The 23,459-nt window shown below is 67.0% G+C and carries 13 protein-coding genes; 10 read left to right on the top strand and 3 right to left on the bottom strand.

Annotated elements, in window-relative coordinates; translation table 11 throughout:
* Genes ACIA8C_RS23265 through ACIA8C_RS23255 form a run of 3 tightly spaced genes read right to left on the bottom strand, consistent with a single transcriptional unit; the run spans nt 1 to nt 2,821 of the window.
* Nucleotides 1-1,263 (bottom strand): pyridoxal phosphate-dependent aminotransferase, encoded by a 1,263-nt coding sequence (locus ACIA8C_RS23265; protein ID WP_397137940.1) that lies wholly within the window; start codon nt 1,261-1,263, stop codon nt 1-3.
* Between the two features lie 47 nt (nt 1,264-1,310).
* The gene (locus ACIA8C_RS23260; protein ID WP_397137938.1) at nt 1,311-2,057 is read right to left on the bottom strand and encodes an SDR family NAD(P)-dependent oxidoreductase; all 747 of its coding nucleotides are present in this window, start codon (nt 2,055-2,057) and stop codon (nt 1,311-1,313) included.
* Nucleotides 2,054-2,821: a thioesterase II family protein gene (locus tag ACIA8C_RS23255; protein ID WP_397137936.1), complete on the bottom strand. Its 768-nt coding sequence runs from the start codon at nt 2,819-2,821 to the stop codon at nt 2,054-2,056. The genes ACIA8C_RS23260 and ACIA8C_RS23255 overlap by 4 nt, the downstream gene beginning before the upstream one ends.
* A 199-nt stretch (nt 2,822-3,020) precedes the next feature.
* Between ACIA8C_RS23255 and ACIA8C_RS23250 the strand changes: the two genes are divergently transcribed.
* The 10 genes from ACIA8C_RS23250 (at nt 3,021) to ACIA8C_RS23205 (ending at nt 23,454) form a co-directional block, all read left to right on the top strand.
* Nucleotides 3,021-4,634 carry a (2,3-dihydroxybenzoyl)adenylate synthase gene (locus ACIA8C_RS23250; protein ID WP_397137934.1) on the top strand — a complete coding sequence of 538 codons (1,614 nt, stop codon included), beginning with the start codon at nt 3,021-3,023 and terminating at the stop codon, nt 4,632-4,634.
* Nucleotides 4,635-4,663: 29 nt separating this feature from the next.
* On the top strand, nt 4,664-5,422 hold the full coding sequence (locus ACIA8C_RS23245) for a tryptophan 2,3-dioxygenase family protein (RefSeq protein ID WP_397137932.1): 759 nt from the start codon (nt 4,664-4,666) through the stop codon (nt 5,420-5,422).
* Between the two features lie 55 nt (nt 5,423-5,477).
* Nucleotides 5,478-7,055: a tryptophan halogenase family protein gene (locus ACIA8C_RS23240; RefSeq protein ID WP_397137930.1), complete on the top strand. Its 1,578-nt coding sequence runs from the start codon at nt 5,478-5,480 to the stop codon at nt 7,053-7,055.
* 46 nt (nt 7,056-7,101) lie between these two features.
* Nucleotides 7,102-7,974 (top strand): alpha/beta hydrolase, encoded by an 873-nt coding sequence (locus tag ACIA8C_RS23235; protein WP_397138169.1) that lies wholly within the window; start codon nt 7,102-7,104, stop codon nt 7,972-7,974.
* Nucleotides 7,974-12,473, top strand: a complete 4,500-nt coding sequence (locus tag ACIA8C_RS23230; protein ID WP_397137928.1) for an amino acid adenylation domain-containing protein — start codon at nt 7,974-7,976, stop codon at nt 12,471-12,473. The genes ACIA8C_RS23235 and ACIA8C_RS23230 overlap by 1 nt, the downstream gene beginning before the upstream one ends.
* 70 nt (nt 12,474-12,543) lie before the next feature.
* Nucleotides 12,544-17,949, top strand: coding sequence for an amino acid adenylation domain-containing protein (locus ACIA8C_RS23225; RefSeq protein ID WP_397137926.1), 5,406 nt, complete (start codon nt 12,544-12,546; stop codon nt 17,947-17,949).
* Between the two features lie 4 nt (nt 17,950-17,953).
* The gene (locus ACIA8C_RS23220; RefSeq protein WP_397137924.1) at nt 17,954-19,054 is read left to right on the top strand and encodes a saccharopine dehydrogenase NADP-binding domain-containing protein; all 1,101 of its coding nucleotides are present in this window, start codon (nt 17,954-17,956) and stop codon (nt 19,052-19,054) included.
* A 65-nt stretch (nt 19,055-19,119) separates the two neighbouring features.
* On the top strand, nt 19,120-20,964 hold the full coding sequence (locus ACIA8C_RS23215; protein ID WP_397137922.1) for an ABC transporter ATP-binding protein: 1,845 nt from the start codon (nt 19,120-19,122) through the stop codon (nt 20,962-20,964).
* A complete protein-coding gene (locus ACIA8C_RS23210) occupies nt 20,961-22,676 on the top strand; it encodes an ABC transporter ATP-binding protein (protein ID WP_397137920.1) in 1,716 nt (571 codons plus the stop codon). Before ACIA8C_RS23215 ends, ACIA8C_RS23210 begins: the two co-directional genes overlap by 4 nt.
* The gene (locus ACIA8C_RS23205; RefSeq protein ID WP_397137918.1) at nt 22,669-23,454 is read left to right on the top strand and encodes a thioesterase II family protein; all 786 of its coding nucleotides are present in this window, start codon (nt 22,669-22,671) and stop codon (nt 23,452-23,454) included. The genes ACIA8C_RS23210 and ACIA8C_RS23205 overlap by 8 nt, the downstream gene beginning before the upstream one ends.
* The last annotated feature ends 5 nt before the right edge of the window (nt 23,455-23,459 follow it).

The following is a 23,459-nucleotide window of genomic DNA, read 5'->3' as shown; positions in this document are numbered from 1 at the left end:
TCACGAATGGATCCCGTGCCGCTGCCCGTCGCCGTCGCATTCGTCGACGAATTCCACCAGCCGTTGCACCCCGAGCTCGAGCTGTGCCGGATCCACACAAAAGGCGATGCGGATCAAATGCCGCGCCCATGGCGCGTAGCCGAAGGAACGGAGCCGACCCCGATCGTCCAGGTCGGGCCGCATGGCGAAGCCGTTGCCCGCCACCACCGCGACACCGGTGCGCGCGAGCAGCCGCATCGCGAACGTCTCGGCGTCGAGCCCGGTCCGGCTCACATCGAGCATCGCGTACCACCCGCCCGCGGGCAGTTCGCTGAGCAACCCCGCCTCGATCAGCGGCGACAGTGCCACATCCCGGCTGCGCTGCACCAACTTTCGATTGGTTGCCGCAGCGTCGGCCCGGCCGTGCAACGCGGCGATCCCGGCATGCTGAACCGGCGTCGACGTGCCGATGACATTGGCCTCCTGGACGACCTTCATGACATCCGCGGCCCGGTCGTTGGCCAGCGCGATATAACCGAGCCGATAACCGGTCATCGCAAAGCTTTTGGAGAAGGTGAAGACGCTGTGCACGATGCGCTCGTCCACCGGCACGTCTCGCTCGAGCGAGGCGACCGAGACGTGCTCGTCCTCGTAGCAGAAATGCTCGTAGGCTTCGTCGCTGATGACGTGCCAGCCCCGCCTGCGGGCCAGGTCGAGCACGGCGGCCAGCACCTCGGGATCGAGGGTGACGCCGGACGGGTTGGCCGGTGAGTTGAGCAGCAGCACCCGGGTGCGTGGCGTCGCGACGGCCGCGATCGCCTCGGGATCGGGCCGGAAGTCCGGCCCGAGCGGATACAGCACCGGCCGGAAACCCGCGAGCAGGCTTTGCTGCAGGTGCACGGGCCAATGCAGTTCCGGCAGCAGGATTTCGGCGCCTGGCTCGGCGAGCGACTGCATCAGGGCGGCCAGACCCTGACAGGAACCGGGGGAGATCAGCACCCGGGAAAACTCGGTGTCCACCGCGTTGTCCGCGCGCAGTTTGTCCACCACCGCCTCGCGCAGCGGAGTCAGGCCCTCCGGGCCGGTGTACTTGGTGTCGCCGCGGCGCACGGCATCGATGAACGCCTCGGCGACCGCATCGGAGGGATGGAAGTACGGCTCACCGACGTGCAGCTTCACCACCTCGGTGCCGGTCCGTTCCTCTTGGGTCTGCGCCGCTCGGAAGATGTCGTGCAGACACGACGACGGAATCGATCCAGCGACGGAGAAGATATCTGGACTCACGCTCGTACCACCTGTATTCGTCGAATTATCATCGGAGTCAACCGTTTTCACGCGGTGCGGCCGCCGTCGACCGGGATCAGCGCGCCGGTCACCCAGCTCGACAGATCCGGGTCGAGCAGCAGGCACGCCCATCGGCCGAGTTCGGTACTCGCACCGAGGCGTCCCATCGGGGTGGACGAGAGCAGGTCGGTGCGGAGCTGGTCGGTCGCGGCCTCGCTCAGACCGGTCTCGGTCCACATCGGGGTGTCCACCGGCCCGGGGAGGATGGCGTTCACCCGCACGTCCGGGGCGAGTTCCCTGGCCAGCGAACGAGTCAGGCTGTTCATGGCCGCCTTGGTCGCGCCGTAATAGGCGCGGCCCGGCATGGACAGCACGCCGCCGACCGACGAAATGTTGACCACGCTGCCATGATTGGCGCGCAGCTGAGGTAGCGCGCAGCGGATCAGGTCGGCGGGCGCCCGGACATTGACGGCGAACATCGCGTCGAACTGCGCGGGGTCGATCGCCTCCAGCCTGCCGAACCGGGCCGAGCCCGCGTTGTTGACCACGGCGTCGAGTCCGTCGAAGCGTTCGATCGCCGCCGCGACGATCCGTTCGGCGGCACCGAGTGCGCAGATATCCTGGACCAGCACCGCGGCCGCGTCCCCGTATCCATCCGCCAGCTCTCGCAGCGGCTCGGCGCGGCGCCCGACCATCGTCACGCTGGCGCCCGACTTCAGCAGGCATTCGGTGATTCCCCGGCCGATACCGGTGGCCGCACCGGTGACCACGATCGACTTGCCGTCCAGAGTCATTGCGGCACCCCGCTTTCCGCGAGCGTCGCGACGATGTCGCCGATCAGTTCGGTCGAGTCCGTGAGCGACTGGAAATGGCCGCCCGGCCAGGCCCGTAGGCCGAATCGGCCGGTACCGACCGCGGCCCACGCGACGAGCCGCGCACTATCCACCAGAGGATCCTCGGTGTTGTAGTAGCAGCGGACCTGGCAGCGTAGCGGTTCGGTCTCCGGCGCGGGACGATAGGTCTCGTGCAGCGCGATGTCGGACCGGAGCACCGGTAGCAGCAGCTCACGCAGCTCGGCATGGTCGGCGATGTCCGCCTCGATTCCGCCGAGATCCCTTAGAGCTGACCATAATTCGTCGTCGGTGGCCCGATGGGTTGTGCCGCCACCGGCCTGCCACGGCGCGGCCGCGCCCGAAACGAACAGGCAATCCGCCGGTGTTCCGTTGTTCTGCAACACTTTCGCGGTCTCGTAGGCGACTACGGCGCCCAGGCTGTGCCCGAACAGGGCGCAGCGAGCCGGATCCAGTCGAGCCAGTTCCCCGGCGACCGACGATGCCATCTCCGCTACGCTGCCCGCCGGCGCCGCGGCGATCCGATCGGCGTGACCGGGGTATTGCACCGCAATCAGTTGAAAACCCGCCGGCATCGCCGAGGCCCAGGCGCGATAGGTTGCCGCCGAGCCGCCGGAGTATGGGAAGCACACCAGCCGGACAGCGGGGTTGGCCACGCTGTTGAGGGCCCGCACCCACCCGCGGTCGCGGGTTCGTACCTGGTTCATGTCACCGAGAGTCGCACGCCGAACCCGGCGAAGTACCAGTATCTTTCGTCTCTCCGTCACCCCGCGCCGGACTCGGATCAGATCCTCGGCACCGTCGACGCGATCACCCGGTCGCACATTTCTGTCGCAGCTCTGTTGGGGCTCGGTACGCCGTCGAGGCCTTTGCCCGACGCTGAAGGCACGTTACCGAGGAGGACACATGCTGGACGGGTTCGTACCGTGGCCACCCGACTTTGCCGAGCGTTATCGCAATGCGGGCTATTGGAACGGTATCTCGCTCGGGCAGCTGCTCGCCGACAGTGCCCGCCGCCGCCCGGACAAGGTCGCGGCGGTGGACATGACACGTCGGGTCAGCTACCTGGAACTCGTCGACGAGGCCGATCGGATCGCGGCCGGGCTGCTCGAGCTCGGCATCGGCTGGCGCGACCGGGTGGTGCTGCACCTGCCCAACGTGGTTGATTTCCTCACCACTATCTTTGCGCTGTTCACCATCGGCGCGATTCCGGTGATGGCATTGCCCGGTCATCGCCGCGACGAGATCGTCCACCTCGCGCGCCAGTCGGCCGCGGTGGCCTATATCGGCCCGGATCGGTTCCAGGGTTTCGATTACCGAGCGCTTGCCCGCGAGGTTCGCGATGCGGTCCCCGGTCTACGGCATATCGTGATCGCGGGCGAGGCAGCGGAATTCACGCCGCTGTCCGAGATCGCCCGGGCCGCGGCGCGGGAACTGCCGCCGGTCGACGCGTCCGAGGTGGCGCTGCTGTTGCTGTCCGGCGGCACGACCGGGGTGCCGAAGCTGATTCCGCGGACCCATGACGACTACGCGTACAACATCTTCCAGTGCGCCAGGGCCGCCGAATTCGACAGCGGCGGAGTCTTTCTCGCCGCCAACCCGGTGCCGCACAATGCCGCGCTCGGCTGCCCCGGCGCGCTCGGCGCGCTGCTCGTCGGCGGGAAGGCCGTGCTGGCCGCCAATCCCAGTCCGGACCATGTCTTTCCGCTGATCGAGCAGGAGGGGGTCACCCTCACGGCGCTGGTGCCCACGCTGGCCCTGCTGTGGGCGGAGGCCGCGCAGCACACCCCCATCGACATGAGCGCGATGACCATGCAGGTGGGCAGCTCGAAATTCGGACAGACGGCCGCGGCTCGGGTCAGCGCGAGTCTCGGGTGCCGCATCATGAACTGGTTCGGCATCGGCGAGGGCCTGCTCACCCATACCCGCCTCGACGACCCGCCGGAGATCGTCTTCGGCACCGAGGGCAAACCGCTCTCGCCCGCCGACGAAATCCGCATCGTGGACGCCGACGATCATCCGGTAGCGCGCGGCGGAATCGGCGAGTTGCTCACTCGCGGCCCCTATACGATTCGGGGCTACTTCGCCGCGCCGGAAGTCAATCGGCGCGCGTTCACCGAGGACGGATTCTTCCGCACCGGCGACCTGGCCAGGCTGACCGACGCGGGGCACATTGTCATCGAAGGTCGGCTGAAAGACATCATTCACCATGGGGGAGAGAAGGTTTCGGCCGAGGAGATCGAAGGCCACCTGCTGGCGCACCGGCTGGTCCGCGATGCCGCGGTGGTCGGCATCCCCGACGATGATCTCGGCGAACGCCTCTGCGTCTTCGTCGTTGCCGGTGCGGAGGTAGCGGCGCCCGCGGTCTCGCTGCGGACGATTCGAGAGCATTTCCGCGATCGCGGTCTGGCGCCGTACAAGCTGCCGGATGAGCTGATCATCGTGCCCGAATTGCCTCGCACGCCGGTGGGAAAGATCGACAAGAACGCACTGCGTGCTGGCCAATTGCAGTCTCGCTGAATGGAATCGGACGAGGAGGGTAACGTCACGTGACAACCAATTCGCCAGCTACCGAACGTGATCCGGCGTATGGGGAAATACTCCGACTGGATGAACTCCTCGAAATCGCCTGTGTGCGTGACGAAGCTGACCGCACGCTGTTCTTCGCGACGCACCAGGCGTGTGAGATCTGGTTCGCGGTCGTGCTGCGCCATTTGGAGTCCGCGCGGGCGGCGTTGGACTCGGACGAGGCGGCCGCGGCCGCCGCGCAGCTCGAGCGACTGCCGCACATCATGCAGGTGATCAGCCAGCATTTCGCCGTGCTTGCTACCTTGACGCCGGAATCGTTCGACGAGCTACGGGCCACGCTCGGCACCTCGAGCGGATTCCAGTCCGCCCAGTACCGCGAGATCGAATTTCTGTGCGGCGCAAAAGATCCGCGATTCCTGAACATCACCGGGTTGACCGACGCCGAACGCGCAAGGATGCGGCGCCGCCTCGACGAGAAGTCGGTGTCCACTGCTTTCGCCGAGTATCGCGATCGGGTCGCCGCGGGGACACCGCACAGCGACTCGTCGTCGACCGAGCGGATATATCAGGCGCTCTCGAATATCGATGGCTCGGTGCGTGCGTGGCGGGCCCGGCATGCCGAACTGGCCGAGCTGTTTCTCGGCGGCGCGCAGGGCACGGCCGGCTCGTCCGGCGCGGCATATTTGTGGCGCTCGACCGAGCGCACATTGTTTCCAGAAATATTTACTCGAGCTGAGCGGCGCGAGGGCACGGTCATGACTATGAATTGCCCGATCTGAGATGGATCAGCCGATGTCGTCGAGCGAGTTACCGATGGTTAAGGAGAATGCAGCAATGTCCGATAATGGCAACAGAAAACGAGTCGTGATCGTCGGTGGTGGCACGGCGGGCTGGATGACCGCGTCGTACCTGGCGGCCGCCTTCGGCGAGCGGATCGATCTGACGGTCGTGGAATCGGACCAGATCGGCACCATCGGTGTCGGCGAGGCGACGTTCAGCGACATTCGGCATTTCTTCGAGTTCCTGCGCTTGGCCGAGTCCGACTGGATGCCGGCCTGCAACGCCACGTACAAGCTCGCGGTCCGGTTCGAGAATTGGCGAGAGCCGGGTCATCATTTCTATCACCCCTTCGAGCAGTTGGGATCGGTCGACGGATTTCCACTCAGCGACTGGTGGCTGCGGAACCCGATCACCAGCCGTTTCGACAAGGACTGCTTCGTGATGGCGTCGCTGTGCGACGCCCAGCGCTCGCCCCGCTACCTGGACGGCAAACTGATCGACCAGGATTTCGTCGAACACGATCTGAGCGATACCGCGGCCAGGTCGACAATCGCCGAATACCAGGGCGCGCAGATCCCTTACGCCTATCACTTCGAGGCCCATTTGCTGGCGAAGTTCCTGACGAAATATTCGACCCAGCGCGGCGTCCGGCACATCGTCGACAAGGTCGAGGATGTCGCGCTCGACGAGCAGGGCTGGATTTCGCACGTGCGCACCGCCGAGCACGGCGACATCACCGGTGACCTGTTCGTGGACTGCACCGGGTTCCGCGGGGTGTTGTTGAACAAGGCGCTCGGTGAGCCGTTCGTGTCGTACCAGGACACCCTGCCCAACGACAGCGCGGTGGCACTCCAGGTGCCGCTGGATATGGATCGTGAACCGTTGCGGCCGTGCACAACCGCGACCGCGCAGGACGCGGGGTGGATCTGGACCATCCCATTGATCAGCCGGGTCGGCACCGGATACGTCTATGCCAGTGAATACACCACGCCGGAGGAGGCCGAGCGCGTGCTGCGCGAATTCGTCGGCCCCGCGGCGGCCGACGTCTCGGCGAACCACATCAAGATGCGAGTCGGCCGGAGCCGCCGTTCCTGGGTGAACAACTGTGTCGCGGTCGGTTTGGCGAGCGGATTCGTCGAGCCTTTGGAATCGACCGGGATCTTCTTCATCCACCAGGCCATCGAGCAGATCGTCAAATACTTCCCGGCCGGGCGCGGCGACGACCGCCTGCGGGAGCAGTACAACCTTTCGATATCGCGGGTCATGGATGGTGTGCGAGAGTTCCTGTGTCTGCATTACCGTGGCGCGAAGCGTGCGGATAACCAGTATTGGCAGGATACGAAGACCCGTAAGATCCCGGATGAACTGGCCGAGCGGCTCGAGACCTGGAAATACAAGGTGCCGGACTCGGAGACGGTGTACCCGTACTACCATGGCCTGCCGCCGTACTCGTACAACTGCATTCTGCTCGGTACCGGCGGGATCGAGGTCCGCCATTCTCCGGCGCTCGATATGGTCGACGATCGGGCGGCGCTGCTCGAGTTCGATCGCATTCGGGCCAAGGCGGAGAAACTGGTACAGGAACTGCCAACCCAGAATGAGTACTTCGCCCATATGCGGGCCAATCAGTAGATTTTCTTCGATATGCTGATTCGAAACGAGTGAAATCGACGTGACGATGTATCTGTCGTACGACCAGCGATCCCTGGACATTCAGTATTCTCCGAGTTCGCGTGTCGCGGACATCAATGTCTATCTGCACGAGTACGCCGTGCGCAGCGCGGCGGCCAGAGACAGGTTGGCTGTGCGACGCGGTATACGTTATGGACCGTGGCCCGAGCAATTGCTCGACTTCTTTCCCTCGGGCCACGCGGGCGCCCCGGTGCTGGTGTTCGTGCACGGTGGCTACTGGCAGGAGCTCAGTCGACGAGAATCCGCCTTCATGGCCGAAGGCCTCGTCGCGCAAGGCATTTCGTTGGCGGTACTTGGTTACGGCCTAGCCCCGACATACCGGCTGCCGGAGATCATCACCATGGTCGCCGACGGAATACGGTGGATAGCTCGCAACACCGACCGGCTGCCCGGCGCTCCAGGGCAGATATATCTGAGCGGTTGTTCCGCGGGCGCGCACCTCGTCGCCATGGCGTTGCTCGACGAACCCGGTTGGCAGCGGTGCGGCATGCGGGCGGCCGAGGCGATCGGCGGCGCGCTGCTGCTGAGCGGCGTCTACGACCTCGAACCGGTCCGTCGAACCTATGTGAACGAACCGCTGGGACTGGACGCCGATTCGGCCCGCGCGTGCAGTCCCCTGTACAACCTGGGTGCCGCGCTCCCGCCGCTGGTCATTGCGCGCGGGGATAACGAAACCGACGAATTCGCCAGGCAGCACACGGAATTCGCGGCCGCCGTGCGCGCCCGCGGTGGCCGGGTGACGGATCTGGTCGCACCCAACCGAAATCATTTCGATCTGGCTTTCGACCTGGGAGATCCGGACACTGTGCTGGGCCATTCCCTGGTCGAGTTGATCCAGGCCGGGCAAGGGAGTTTGTAATGTCATCGGAGAATGTCGATCCCGGCGTGGGAAACCGGGATGCCCTGCGCGGCGCGGTGTCCGGCGTCCTCGGCATCGAATTGACCAGCGCGGACGACGACAGCAACCTTTTCGAACTCGGCCTGCAGTCGATGGAGTTGATGCGACTGACGAACCGGCTCAACGGTTCCGGTGCCGAGGTCACGTTCGCGCAATTGTCCGATGACCCGCGACTGTCGGTGTGGTTCGGACTGGTGACCCTCGCCGAGGGCGCGTCGCCGAAGGCGGCCTCGCGGGTTCCGGAGCAGTGCGACCGAACGGATCAGTCCTTCCCGCTCACTGCCGTGCAGCAGGCCTACCTGATCGGTCGCCTCCCTGATCAGCCACTCGGCGGTGTCAGTTGCCACAATTACATGGAATTCGATGTGGCACAGGTGGATCCACCTCGCCTCGAGCGGGCCGTCCGCGCACTGATCGACCGCCATCCGATGCTGCGGGCGCGGTTCGCCGATGACGCCACCCAGCACATCATGGCGCACTCGACCTGGCCGGGTCTGGCCGTGCATGACTATCGCGAATACCCGGCGGATGCCGCGGCCAAGGCCGCGCTCGATCTTCGGGACCGGCTGTCGCACCGATACATGAACGTCGATGGGGGCGAGGTCATCGATGTTCAGCTGACCCGGCTCCCCGGTGCACTGGATCGGCTGCACCTGAACGTCGAGATGCTGGTCGCGGACCTGGCCAGCTTCCGGTTGATGCTCACCGAACTGGCTGTCCTGTACGACAATCCAGACGGACTGGACGAGCTCACCTATACGTTCGGCCGATATCTCGCCGATCAGACCGGCATTCGCGCGGCGGAACGCGAACGGGCGCGCTCGTACTGGCGGCAACGGTTGCCGTCGCTACCTGGGGGACCGAAGCTGCCGCTGGCAATCGACCCGGAAGCGGTCGCCGCGCCCAGGTTCGTCCGCCGCTCGTTCGGGCTGGCCGAGGGCGAGTGGCGCGGGGTGGAGCGACGGGCGGCCGAGCTGGGTCTCACGCCTGCCGTGGTGCTGGCGACGGCGTTCGCGATGATTCTGGGTCGCTGGAGTGGCGAGCAGCGTTTCCTGCTCAATCTGCCGCTGTTCGATCGTGACCTCGACGCGCACCCCGAGATCGCCCGGCTGGTAGGCGATTTCACCGGAACCGTGCTGCTCGAGGTGGATCTGTCCGGGGAAAGCTTCGCCGAATGCGCGCGCACCGTGCAGAAGCAGATGCACGAAGACATCGGCTACGCCGCGTACACCGGCGTCGATGTGCTGCGCGACTTCGCGCGCGCCGACGCGGATACGCCCCGCTCGGCGCCGGTGGCGTTCTCCTGCGACCTGTCCGGGCCGCTGATTCCGGCCGAGTTCGCGGCCCGCTTCGGCGACGTGTCGTGGATGATCACGCAAACCCCGCAGCTGTGGCTCGACCATCAGATCTACCGCACCCCCGACGGCGGCGTGCGGCTGGTGTGGGATGCCGTGGACGAGCTGTTCCCGGAGGGCGTGCTCGACGCGATGATGTCGGGCTACGAGGGGTTGATCCGTGGCTTGACCGACGGCGCTGCAGACAGTGCGATGCCGGAGATCCCGCTGCCTGTCGGGCAGCGGCAGCGGCGGGCCGCGGTCAATTCGGTGACCCGCGATGTGACCGAAAACCTTTTGCATACCGTGTTTTTCGAGCGTGCCGAGGGCCGGTTCGGACGGCCGGCCCTGCTGTGGGGCGACGACGGGGCGATGGATCACGACGAGCTGGCTCGGCGCGCCCTGTGCGTAGCCGGTGCGCTGGTGCGGCGCGGTATCGGTCGCGGTTCGTATGTCGCGGTGATCGCGCCGAAGGGCGCGGAGCAGATCGCCGCCGTCCTCGGCGTGCTCGCGGCAGGCGCCGCGTACGTGCCGATCGGCGTCGACCAGCCGGCCGACCGCAGGGCCCGCATCCTCGAACTCAGCGGCGTCCGAGTGATTCTCGACGGCAGCGGGCTCGCGGAATCGGCCGCTGACGGCATCGAGGTGCTCACAATCGATGCGGCTATGCGCGCACGGCCACTGTCGGTACCCGTGGTCGCCGACCCCGGCGACACCGCGTACGTGATCTTCACTTCCGGGTCCACAGGCCAGCCCAAAGGGGTCGAGGTGAGCCATCGAGCGGCGGTCAACACGGTCGAGGATATCGATGAGCGGTTCGGCATCGGCGGCGGCGATCGCGTATTGGCCGTGTCCGCACTGGATTTCGACCTCTCGGTGTGGGATATCTTCGGATTCCTCGCGGTGGGCGGCGCGGCTGTCCTGGTGCCGGAGTCCGGCCGCCGCGACGCGCGCGAGTGGCTGATCCTGTGCCAGCGGCATGGCGTCACCGTCTGGAACTCCGTCCCCGCCTTGCTGGAGATGATGCTGACCGCGGCCGACGAACTCCCCGACACGCTGCGATTGGCGCTGTTGTCCGGCGACTGGGTCGGACTGGAACTGCCAGGCCGACTGGCTCGTTCGTCGCACGGACGATGCCGGATGATCGCCCTCGGCGGCGCCACCGAGGCCGCGATCTGGTCGAACGCGTACGAGGTTGCCGAGGTGCCGACCGGCTGGCGATCGATCCCGTACGGAAAACCGTTGCGGAATCAGAAGTTTCGAGTGGTCGACACCCGCGGCCGGGATTGCCCCGACTGGGTGCCCGGCGAACTGTGGATCGGCGGTAGCGGGGTGGCGCTCGGGTATCGGGGCGATCCCGAGCTGACTGCCGCACGCTTCCCTCGGCAAGAGGGCGAACGCTGGTATCGCACCGGCGATCTCGGCCGCTACCGGCCCGACGGCAACCTGGAGTTCCTCGGTCGCCTCGATCACCAGGTGAAGATCAACGGCTTCCGCATCGAGCTAGGCGAGATCGAAGCCGCCCTGCAAGCGCATCCGGCGGTGGCACAGGCGGTGGCCATCGCGACCACCGAGGGGCGCAGGGAATTGGTCGCCGCGGTGGTGGAACGCGCGTCGGCGCCGGCAGCGATCCCAGCCGACGCCGTCGGTACCGCCGTGGTCAAGCGGGAAAACCGCGCGCCGACAACCGATGCCGAGGCCGCCGCCGATCCTGATCTGCTCGAGCACCGATTGATGGAGGTGCTGCTTGCCGCGATCGTCGCGCCGATGGTCGATCCGGACGACGGCGCGCAACTGCCCGTCAGCACCGAACAGCTTCCGGTACTGGACATCTGGCTCGAATACCTCGAGCAACGCTCGGTCCTGGAACTCGCGGAGGCGGTCTACCGGCGCGGTCCTCGATGGGGTGAGGTCACCGATCCCGAGTGGATCAAGGAGCTTCGCGCCAGCGCCGGTGGCACCCATCTCGAGCACGCCGCGAACGCGCTGGCGTGGGCCGGCCCGCTCTTCGCGGCCATCCTCGGCGGCGATGCCGACCCGATCGCCTTGCTGGACGACCCGGTACTCGCTCCGGAAAGTCTCAACGATCAGGCACCAGGGACCGCGAAATGCCTTGCGGCCATTGCCGACGACCTGCGCGCCAGGGACGCGCGGACGGTCGCGGAGTGGGACGTGGCCGGTGGGCTCGGCGCCGCCCGGTTGCTCGCCGAACTCGCCACGGACACAGTCGAATACACCCTGCTCGGTACCGCGAAACCCCTATTGGCCGCGGCCGAGGCGCGGCTGGCCGAGCACGGATACCGCACGCGCACCGCGGTGCAGGGCGCCACGGCGATCGCCGGGCCACGCGCCCACGCGTTCGATGCCGTCGTGGCCAACAACGCCCTTCGTCGAATGCCGGACCCGGATCTCGCCGTCACGACCATGGCACTGCTGCTTGCGCCGGGCGGCCACCTCTACCTGCTCGAACGCGCCTATCCGAGGCCATTCGCGCTGGTCACCGAATTGCCTTTCGAAGCACTCGGGGATCGGTTCGGCGACGGCGGGGCGAATTCGGCCTGGTGCCAGAGCCCCGAGCGCTGGCGGCGGGCGTGCTATCGGGCCGGCTTCGATGACGTTCGAGTGCTGCGCAACGAGGACACCGGCGAATTCGTGCTCGCCGCGCGCCGCCCCGAGACGGCACTCGGCATCGATGCCGAGCGGCTGCGCCGGTGGGCGGCGGACCGACTGCCCGAGCACATGATTCCGGCGCACTTCGCGGTGCTGCCCGCGCTGCCGCTGTCCGCCAACGGGAAGGTCGATCGGCGACGGATCCAATCGGCTCTCGAGCAATCCGTGGAGGTGCCTCGCGCCGTTGGCGATTCGCCGCGCGGCGGTACCGAGGAATTGATCGCCGAACGCTGGACGACGCTGCTCGGACTGGAATCGGTTGGCCGGGAAGAGAACTTCTTCCGGCTCGGCGGCGACAGCCTGCTCGCCACCCGCTTCGTCGCCGAGGTGCGCGCGACATGGGGCGTCGACTTGCCGATGCGCGAGGTCATGCGGGCACCGACCGTCGCGGGGTTGAGCGCGCTGATCGAGCAGCTCGATGCGGGCCGGGACGAGTACGACGAAGGCGAACTGTGAACCGCGGGAACGAATCCCGTCCCTGATTGCGCTATTTTGCTGAATTTTCTTTGATGGAGGATGAAAAGCCGTGGATGTAGGCGCGATGTTTGCCAGCCTCACTGCCGAAGGCTGTGTGCTGTACGAAAAGGACGGTCAGCTTCGTTATCGCGCGCCGAAGGGAGTGATGACGCCGGACCGGCTGGCGCAACTGCGGACGCACAAGGGCGGGCTCCTGGACCTGTTGCGGGAGCGCGAGTTCGGCCCTGGACTCGTCGCCGATCCGGCCGCGCGGTTCGAACAGTTCCCGCTCACCGATATTCAGTCGGCGTATCTGCTCGGTCGGAGCAGGGCTTTCGATTACGGCGGCGTCGCTTGCCACGGCTATATGGAACTCGCTCTCCCACTGTCGTATTCGGCCCAGATCGAGCCGTCCTGGAATCGGCTGATCGACAGGCACGACATGCTGCGTGCGGTGATCTCGGCGGAGGGTTATCAACGCGTACTGCCGGAAGTGCCGCACTACCGCGTCGAACAGGAACGCGCGGAGTCGATCACGGCGACCAGGGCGGCGATGTCGCATCAGGTACGCCCGACCGATCAATGGCCGCTGTTCGATATGCGAGTGACGCCGACCGACCAGCGGTTGATCTTGCATATCGGGTTCGACCTGCTGCTCTGTGACTACCGCAGCATGCAGATGCTGCTCGGCGAGTTCGGCGCGCTGTGTGCCGGAGAGTCGTTGTCGCCCATACCGGAAATCACCTTCCGTGACTATGTGCTCGGCGCTCGCGGGGTGGTCGAAGGTACCCGTTACGGGCGCGATCGCGACTACTGGCTCGACCGCATCGACGCGCTGCCGCCTGCCCCGTCGCTGCCGCTGCGCAACGACGCGGTCGACGCGCCACCGAAATTCTCCAGGCACGAGGTGCGCTTGCCCGCCGAGCGGTGGCATTCGCTCAACGAGCGCGCGGGCGCGGCAGGCGTCAGCGCGTCGAGCGCGTTGCTGCAGGCGTTCGCCGAGACGATCGCACGATGGAGCCAGACGCCTCGCCTCACCTTGAGCCTGACCTTGGAAAACCGCCTGCCGCTGCATCCGGACGTGCCGCGGGTAATCGGTGACTTCAGCTCGACCAGCCTGTTCGCCGTTGACGTCACCGAGGGCGTGACCTTCGCGGACCGAACCAGCGATGGGCAGGCGAGGCTGTGGGAAGACCTGGACCACCGGCTCTACTCGGGTGTCGAGGTGATGCGTGAGCTGGCCAAGCGCCGGGGCCGCGCCGATGCGCTGATGCCGATCACGTTCACCAGCACCATCGGTGGCACCACCGCGGACGCCACGAATTCGCTGATGACCGGAGCCGAGATCGTTTACGGCATCACCCAGACGCCACAGGTGTGGATCGACTGCCAGATCACCGCCGACGCAGACGGATTGGTCGCCCACTGGGATGTGCGCGACGGTGTGTTCCCCGACGGCCTCACCGAAGCCATGTTCGACGCGTTCGCCCGGCTGGTGAACCGGCTGGCCGACGAGTCCGCGGTGTGGTCGGCGGCGGACCCGGTCGAGCTGCCGCCTGCGCAACGCGAGGTCATCGCGGCCGTGAACGACACCGCGGCACCGCGTTCGGTCGAGCCACTGCACGCGCGCGTGGTCGCCCAGGCGGCACGGACGCCGGACCGGGTCGCCGTGGTGAGCGGTGCGCGAACGTTGACCTACGCCGAGATCATGGCCGAGGCGGGGACGGTCGCCGCCGCGCTGGCCGCGGCCGGATGCAAGCCGGGCGACCGGGTCGGCATCGTGTTGCCGAAGGGGCCGGAGCAGGTGGTTTCGGTACTCGGCACGCTGCTGGCCGGTGGCGTGTACGTACCGATCGACACGACGCAACCCGCGCTGCGCCGCGATACGGTCATCGCCGACGCCGGGATTCGCCAGGTGATCACGGTGGCCGGGTTGCTCGACCCGCCCGCCGGCGTGCACCTGATCGAGGTCGATCGGTTGTCGCCCCGGCCGTGGTCGGCGCCGCATCGGCCCGCACCGGACGATCTCGCGTATGTCATCTACACCTCGGGGTCCACCGGCCGTCCGAAGGGTGTGATGATCAGTCACGCCGCCGCGCGCAATACCATCGATGATATCAATACGCGGTTCTCGGTAACCGAGGACGATCGCGTATTCGGTTTGGCGCAACTGGGTTTCGACCTCTCGGTCTACGACGTTTTCGGCCCGCTGTCCGTCGGCGCCGCGCTGGTACTTCCCGATGACGCGCTGCGCGGCGATCCGTCCCACTGGGCGGCGCAATTGGCCACCAACGGCGTCACGATCTGGGACTCGGTACCGGCCCAGATGCAGATGCTCACGGAATATCTGCGACACGATGCCGCGACCGAGATCTCGCGCTTGCGGTTGGCGATGCTGTCCGGTGACTGGATTCCGGTGGCGTTGCCGGATGCCATCCGGTCGCGGATTCCGAACCTCGAACTGATCGGCCTCGGCGGGGCGACCGAGGCATCGATATGGTCGATCTACCATCCCATTACCGAGGTCGATCGAGGCGCGCGCAGTATTCCGTACGGCAAGCCGCTGGCCAATCAGACCATGCACGTGCTCGATTCGATGATGCGGGAATGCCCGGTCCAGGTGATCGGCGAACTGTATATCGGCGGGGTGGGGCTGGCCAAGGGATATCTGGGCGATCCGGAGCGAACGAGCGCGCAATTCGTGCGGCACCCGGTGACCGGCGCGCCGCTGTATCGCACCGGTGACCTCGGTCGCCGTTATCCCGACGGGGTGATCGAATTCCTCGGCCGTATCGACCGGCAGGTGAAGCTGAACGGGCATCGGGTCGAGCTCGCGGAGATCGAGGCGGCGCTGCACACCTGTCAGGGTGTCGAGCAGGCCGCCGTCGCCGTGCGCGACGAGGGTCCGGCGCGGCGCCTGGTCGGCTTTGTCGAATCTGCCAAGATCACGCCCCGTGCGCTACCCGAGGGGCTGGCGCGCCAGGCGAGCGACAGCGGTGCCGAGGTCGCGCGCGGTATCGCCGAGGCGAACATCGCCGAGATGAGCGGCTTGCTCGATGCCGTCGCGCTCGACGCGATGGCCGAAATGTTCACCGCCGCAGACTTGTTCGCGACACCGAAGGCGACGCACACCATCGACGAGATCATCGACGTGCTCGCGGTGGCGCCCGGCAATCAGCACCTCATGCGGCGTTGGTTGACGGTCTTGGTGAGCGAGCGGCGGATCGCGCAGGATCTGCCCGGCGGTGCCTACCGCGGCAGGTTGACGGCCGATCCGGCCGCTCGCCGCGAAACATGGCGGCGGATCGATGAGCTTGCCGGACTGACGAATTGGGGCGCCGAGGTCCTTCGCTATCTGCGGATGACCGAGGCCAATCTGGCCGCGCTGCTGCGCGATGACGTCAGCGTGCTGTCGCTGCTGTTCCCGGAGGGCCAGTTCGGGCCGGCGGAGGCCACCTACCGAGAGAATCTGATCAGCCGATACAACAACGCGGTCGTCACCTCGACAGTGCGGGAGATCGCCAGGACGAACACCGGACCTGGTCCACTGCGGGTGCTGGAGATCGGTGCCGGTGTCGGCGGCACCAGTGCGGTGCTGATACCCGGCCTCGCCGAGGAGCACGTCGACTATCTCTTCACCGATGTCTCGCACTTCTTCCTCGGCGCCGCCAAGGAGAAGTATCAGGACTTCGACTGGGTGCGCTACGGATTGTTCGACCTGAATCGCGATTACCGCGCCCAGGGCATCGCGCCGAACACGGTCGATGTCATCGTGCTCTCCAACGTGCTGCACCTGGCGAAGCATTTGGGCGACGGTCTCGTCCGGTTGCGCGAAATGCTCGCGCCCGGCGGTTGGCTGGTTTTCATCGAGGCCACCCGTGAGGTCTACAGCATCATGACCTCGATGGAGTTCAATGCCGGGCTCAGCGGATTCGAGGACCATCGAAAAGACGACGGCAGCGTATTCCCGGATCGGGAAACGTGGCTGCGGTTGCTGAACGAGGCCGGCGCGCAGGTCGCGTTCTGCCTGTCCGAAGCGGGCTCCGCGCTCGCCGGGATCGGTCCGCAGACCTTCGCGGCGAGATTCAAGCCCGACCGCGCCGATGTACGCCAGCAGGAACTGCTCGGCCAGCTGGCTGCCCGGCTGCCCGGCTATATGATCCCGGCCGAAATCCAAGTGGTGGACGGTATTCCGTTGACCGGCAACGGAAAGGTGGACCGGTCGCGGCTCGACGCGTGGGCCGGGTCGGTGGAACAGGGGAGTGGGCGCCAGGCGGGCGGTGAGGCGCCGCACGCGGGCCTCGAACACACCATCGCGGCCTTGTGGACGGAGGTGCTCCCCGTCGAATTCGTCGCCCGCGACACGAATTTCTTCGACCTCGGTGGCGACTCACTGCTGGTGGCCCGGCTGGTCAGCCGGCTGCGCGAGGATCTGTCGCAGGCCGCTGAGCTGTCCTGGGACGAGGTGCTGCGGCTGGTGATGAACCGGCCGACGGTCGCCGCGCTGGCCGCCCAGCTCGGAGCCGACGGCACGACCCGGTCCGCGACCTCGGTGGTGCGGATCAACAGCGTCGCCGCCGACACCGCGACCATGGTCCTGGTGCACGACGGAACGGGCACGCTGGTTCCCTACCGTTCGTTGCTGCGGGAACTGTCCGGTCGGGTGCCGCTGGTCGGCCTGGTCATCGACGACCCGGAACTGTTCCTGTCCGGCGACCCGCGCACCGAGGTGGACGACCTCGCGAATCGGCATACCGCGGCGCTGCTCGCGGCCGGAATCGAGCGGGCGCACCTGGTCGGCTATTGCATGGGCGGGCTGCTCGTGCCCGAGATCGCGCACCGGCTCATCCAGGCCGGCGTCGAGGTGACCGGCATGACCGCGATCAGTAGTTATCGAGTGCCGTACCTGGTCGAGGACGATCTGATGGCCGAATACCTGTGCGCCAGAATGGTTCAGGTCGATCCGGCGGACCTCGGCTATCCGCCCGCCGACCGCGGTATGAACGAGCTGATTCAGGCCGTCGCGGACCGCAACGACAATACGATTCCGCAGGGCAGTCTCGCCGCGGCACCGGCGTCGGGGTTGAGCGAGGCGGGCGCCCTCGCGTTGCGCGAATTCCAGCTGCTTGCCCGACGTCCGCAGCAGGAGCGGTTGCGTGCCATGGGCGACAAAATGCCCGCGGGCGACGACGAACTCGGCACGGTCGAATGGCTGGCGGGATTCCTGCGCAATATCAAGCACAGCCTGATCACCGTGGCCAACCACATGCCGACGAAATACGAGCAGCAGGCCACCTTCATCCGCCAGACCGGTGACGCCGAGATATTTCCAGGCATGCATGCCGATATGACCGAATACTGGCAGCAGGTATGCGTCGGCGGACTGTCCATCGTCGACGTGCCGGGGGACCATTTCACCTGCATGCAACCGCCGAATGTCGCCATGATGGCCGATATCTTGCTGGCGCGGGACTGAACGGGTGGGCACGGCACAGTTGATCGGCGTGCTCGGCGGCTACGGGGCGGTCGGGTCGGTGGCCGCCAAATGCCTTGCCGCCGACGGGTTCCGGCTGCGGGTCGGTGGCCGGTCGGCGGCGCGCGGCGCGGCGTTCGCGTCCGAACTCGCCGACACCACGGCCATGGCGGTGGACGCCACCGACGCCGCGAGCATCGCCCGGTTCAGCGCGGGCTGCGACGTAGTGCTCAACTGCGCCGGGCCCGCGTATGAACTGGGCGTGCTGCCCAGGCAGGCGGTGCTCGCGGCGGGAGCGGACTACGTCGACGTGATGGACGGTGCCGCCGAAGCGTTTTCGCCGCCCGCGGACCGCGTCACGGTGTTGTCCGCCGGGCTGTTGCCTGGACTGTCCGGGCTGTTGCCGCGGCTGCTGACCGCCGGACTGTCCGAGGCATGCTTCGCCGGGTATTACGTCACGCTCGGCACCTTCACGCACACCGGCGCGATGGATTATCTGCTGAGTATGGATCGCGGGTACGGTACGGCGCTCGCCGAATGGCGCGATGGCAGCGTGGTTCCCGGTGCGCTCGACGTCGAACCCGACTGTGCCATCGTCGGAATTCCGCGCCCGGTCACCGCTTATCCCTATCTGACCACCGAATTGGTGCGGCAGGCGCGCCGGCTCGGGCTGAAAGCGGCCCGCTGGTACAACGCCTTCGACGGTGAGCACGGACTTCGCGTGCTCAACCGCTCCCATGCTTCGGGAAATAGGGCGGCGGTAGCGACGGAATTGGTGCGGGCCAGTGCGCTCGATGTGTTGGGGCGTGCTCCTTACCACGTGTTGTTCGGCACCGCCGACGGCCTTTCCGAGGATCGAATTCCGTTGCGGCGTACCGCGTTGCTCAGGGCCGAAGACGGTAATGCGCTGACCGGCATTGTCGGTGCCGTCGCCACGCGTGCGGTCGCTCGCGGCGGTATCGCCCCCGGTATTTGTCATGAGGCCGCCGACGTAGTGGCCGTCGATGTCGTGCTCGACGCGATCCGACAGCATCTGGCGGACGCCGTCGTGTCGATCTCCGAGACCCCATCGGCCGCCGAGGTCGAGGCGGACGAGGGCGTTCTCTGACCGAGTCTGGCTCGTGAGCCTTGCTCAAGGTACGATATTTGTACGCGTACTAGAAAGGTGAGAGAGTGTCGAACACGACTGGCCTTGCCGAGGCGAGAGAGCAGCCCGCAGCACCACCGGAGGCCGATCCCGCGGCGGCGAAGGGCGGCTTGGCGGCCCTGCTCATTCCGCATCGCTGGGGTTTCACCGCCGTGATCCTCTTGCAGGCCATCGGTGCCATCGCGGGCCTGGCGCCGTTGCTTGCGGTGGTCGAATTGGGCCGAACGTTGTTGTCGCCCGGCCCGATCGATAACGGTCATGTCTGGATCGTGGTGCTGTGGGGTGCCGTCGGCTTGTTCGTCCGGCTGCTGTTCACCGCCGCGTCGTCGGGCATCGGGCATCTGCTCGACAGCCGGGTGCAGCTGTCGTTCCGCCGGGAGCTGGCCGAGCACCTGGGCCGGGTACCGCTCGGCTGGTTCTCCCGGCGCAAAACCGGCGAGTTGGCGAAGGTGGTCGGCGACGACGTCAGTGCCGTGCACCCATTCATCGCGCACACCCCCGGCGAGATCGTCTCCGCGTTCCTGGTGCCGCTGGTGTCGCTGATCTACTTGTTCACCGTCGACTGGCGGCTCACGCTCATCACGCTGATCCCGGTGCTGCTGGCGTTGCTGTTCGTCCCCTTGATGATGACCCCAACCAAGATGCGCGAAGAACGCGAGTTCCAAGAGGGTTTGGGCCGAATCGGGGACACCGTCATCGAATTCGTGCAGGGCATCTCGGTGGTCAAGGCGTTCGGTGGATCCGAGCGCGCGCACCGCAAATTCTTCACGACGGTCGACGATTTCGTTCGCGTCTTCTACCGGTGGGTGATCGGCCTTTCGCCGATCGCGTCGGGGATGCAGTTGGCGCTGTCGCCGCCGTTCGTGCTGTTGGTCGTGCTGATCGGCGGTTCGGCCCTGATCACCTCCGGCGGCATGCCGCCTGCCGACCTGCTGCCGTTCCTGCTGCTCGGCCTCGGCCTGACCGCGCCGCTGGCGGCGCTTGGCCACGGCTTCGACGACATGCAGTCCGCCAGCGGCGCGGTCGGCCGGATCAAGCAGGTGCTCGCGGTGCCGCCGCTGTCGGAGCCGTCGCACCCGGTGACGCCGCGCGGGCATCGGGTGGAACTGCGCGACGTCCGGTTCGGTTACGACGCCGATCGCGAGGTGCTGCGCGGCATCGACCTGGTGCTCGAGCCAGGCACGGTCACCGCGATCGTCGGGCCCTCGGGCAGCGGAAAGTCCACCCTGGTCCAGCTGTTGCCGCGGTTCTTCGACCCGACCCATGGCTCGGTCACACTCGGCGGCGTCGATCTGCGCGAGCTCGGCAGCGCCGAACTACACCTGCTGGTCTCCTTCGTCTTCCAGGATGTCCGCCTGCTGCGCGCGTCGGTGGCCGAGAATATCGCGCTGGCGGTGCCGCACGCCGACATCGATGACGTGGTTCGCGTCGCCAGGCTGGCCAACATTCACGACCGGATCCTGGAGCTGCCGCGCGGCTACGAGACCGTGCTCGGCGACGAGGCCAAGCTGTCGGGCGGTGAGGCACAACGGATTTCGATCGCCCGCGCGCTGCTGGCCGACGCGCCCGTGCTCGTGCTCGACGAGGCGACCGCCTTCGCCGATCCGCACACCGAACAGGCGGTGCGCCGAGCGCTGGCCTCGCTGGCGGGGGATCGGACCATCCTGGTGATCGCCCATCGGCTGGAGACGGTCGCCGACGCGGACACCGTCGTGGTGCTGGAGGCCGGCGCGATCGTCGAGCGCGGCAAACCCGCCGAGCTGCTGAAGAACAACGGAAAGTTCGCCGAATTCTGGCAATCGCATCAGTCCGCGATTTCCGACGAGATCGACGGGCACGGCTACGTGCTCGAAGGAGATGAGCTTCGATGATTCGAATGCTGCTACGCGTGCTGGGAAACGAGTACGCGCCGCCGATGCGCCGCACCGTGATCCTGATGACGGCCACCGCGATAGTCGAAGGTTTGTCCTACGCGCTGCTGATTCCGGTGCTGCGGGAGCTGTTCGGCAGCGATCCCGGAGCCGCCCGGCCTTGGCTGATCGCGTTCGGTGCCGCGGTCGCGGTCTACGCAGTGCTGGATTATCTGAGCAGCCTGTCCGGCTTTCGCGTCGGCACCACCCTGCTGCAGGGCATGTATCACCGGCTCGGCGATCACCTGGCCCGATTGCCCATCGGCTGGTACAGCGGTGGTCGCGTTGGTGAGGTTTCCGCGATGGCCAGCCGTGGCCTGCTGATGGCGATGGGCGTGGCCGCGCATCAGCTGCGACCGCTCATCTCCGCCTGCGTGACGCCGTTGACGATCGTCGTGGTGATTCTGGCCTTCAACTGGCAGCTGGGGTTGGCCGCCTTGATCGCCGCTCCGATCGTCGTGCTGATCCATATCTGGACCGGACGCGCGATGGCCGCCGTCGACACGGAGCGGATGGCCCGCGGCGACGATGCCGCCGGGCGCGTCATCGAATATCTGCAGGCCCAGCCGGTGCTGCGCGCGGGTGGCCGGACCACCGAACGCTTCCGGTTGCTCGACGACTCGCTGCAGGGCGTCGAGCGTGCGGCGCGCCGTTCCATGCTTGCGGTGCTCCCGGCCACCTTCGGGCTGGCGTTCGTGGTGCAGGCGATGTTCACCGTGCTGCTGGTGCTGAGCGCCTACCTCGCGCTCGACGGAAGTGTCAGTGCGGCAGAGGTAGTGGCGATCCTGGTGCTCGCGGCGCGATGCGCGGATCCGCTGATGTCGATGGCGGAGTTCGGCGGCAAGATCCGCGCCGCCCGCGGCGAGCTGGCCAGGCTCGACGTGGTGCTGCGCACCGAGCCGTTGCCGGTCCCGAGCGACCCGATCCTGCCGCGACGCTACGACCTGGAATTCGAGTCGGTCACCTTCCGGCACGGCGACCGTGCGGTGCTCGAGGAGGTGTCGTTGTCGGTGCCGGAGGGCAAGCGGCTTGCCGTGGTCGGACCGTCCGGTGCGGGCAAGAGCACGATGCTGCAGTTGCTCGCGCGGTTCTACGACGTGGACAGTGGCGCAGTCCGCATTGGCGGCGTCGACGTGCGCGCGATCGACGCCGACGCGTTGATGGAGCGGATCGCCATCGTCTTCCAGGACGTGTATCTGTTCGACGGCACGATCGAGGAGAACGTGCGCCTCGGCCGACCCGGCGCCAGCGACGCCGAGGTGCGGGCGGCGGCGACGGCGGCGCGGTTGGACGAGGTGATCGAGCGGCTGCCCGGCGGCTGGTCGGCGGACGTCGGCGAGGGCGGCGCGATGCTGTCCGGCGGTGAGCGCCAACGTGTTTCGATCGCGCGGGCGCTGCTGAAGGACGCCCCCATCGTGCTGCTGGACGAGGTGACCTCGGCGCTGGATCCGGTGAACGAGGCGGCCGTGCACGAGGGCATCGAGCGGCTGATGGCGGACCGGACGGTGATCATGGTGGCGCATCGGCTGCGGACCGTCCGGCGCGCCGATCACATCGCCTTCCTGGCGGACGGCGGGATCGTGGAACAGGGCAGCCACGACGAGCTGCTGCGCGCCGGTGGCCGATATGCCGACTTCTGGAGCATTTCCATGAAGCCGGTAGCCAGTGAATGAGCCAGGGCGAGCCTTCGCGTTTCGCCGGCTCGCCCCGCGCCCGTATGCCCGCGCCCGAGTGCTGTTGTTTCCGCATTGCGGCGGCAGCGCGAGCTATTACCGGACGTGGGTCAACGAGGCGCCCTGGGATATCGAATTCCTCGCCGTGCAATATCCGGGTCGAGAGGATCGGTATGCCGAACCCATCCCGCCGGATATGAAAGGTTTCGTCGCCGCGTTGGCGGCCGATCTGCCGCTCGACGGCCCACCGCTGCCGACTGTGCTGTTCGGGCACAGCATGGGGGCCATCGTCGCCTATGAGATGGCCAGGCAGCTGTCGGCGGCCGGTGCGCCGCCGGTGGGGTTGGTCGCGTCCGCGCACCCCGCTCCCGCCTTGACCCGGCCGGGTCGGATACATCTCGGCAGCGACGAAGACCTCGTCCGGGAACTGCGCAGAACCGGTGCGACGCACCATGATCTGCTCGACAACGACACCATGCTGCGGGCATTTCTGCCCATCATCCGCAGCGACTATCGGGTGGCCGAAACCTACCGGCCACTACCCGGTACGAAGCTGCGCGTTCCGGTGACGGTGTGCTACGGCAGTCAGGATTCCGAGGTCGACTCGTGGGAGGCGACGGCATGGCGCGACGCCACCGGCGGGCCCTGCGAATTCCGCGCTTTCGAGGGCGGTCATTTCTATCTGGATGAGCACCGCCGGTCGGTGGTCGATCTCCTCACGGCACTCGCGCGTGCGGCGTCGGACCGGTCGGTTACCCCGTGGCTGTCCACCCCGTAGTCTCC

The organism is Nocardia sp. NPDC051321 (assembly GCF_044455225.1).
In the GTDB taxonomy this organism is placed as follows: domain Bacteria; phylum Actinomycetota; class Actinomycetes; order Mycobacteriales; family Mycobacteriaceae; genus Nocardia.
The sequence above is the reverse complement of the archived record's forward strand: the minus strand, read 5'-3'. Positions and strand labels throughout refer to the sequence as shown.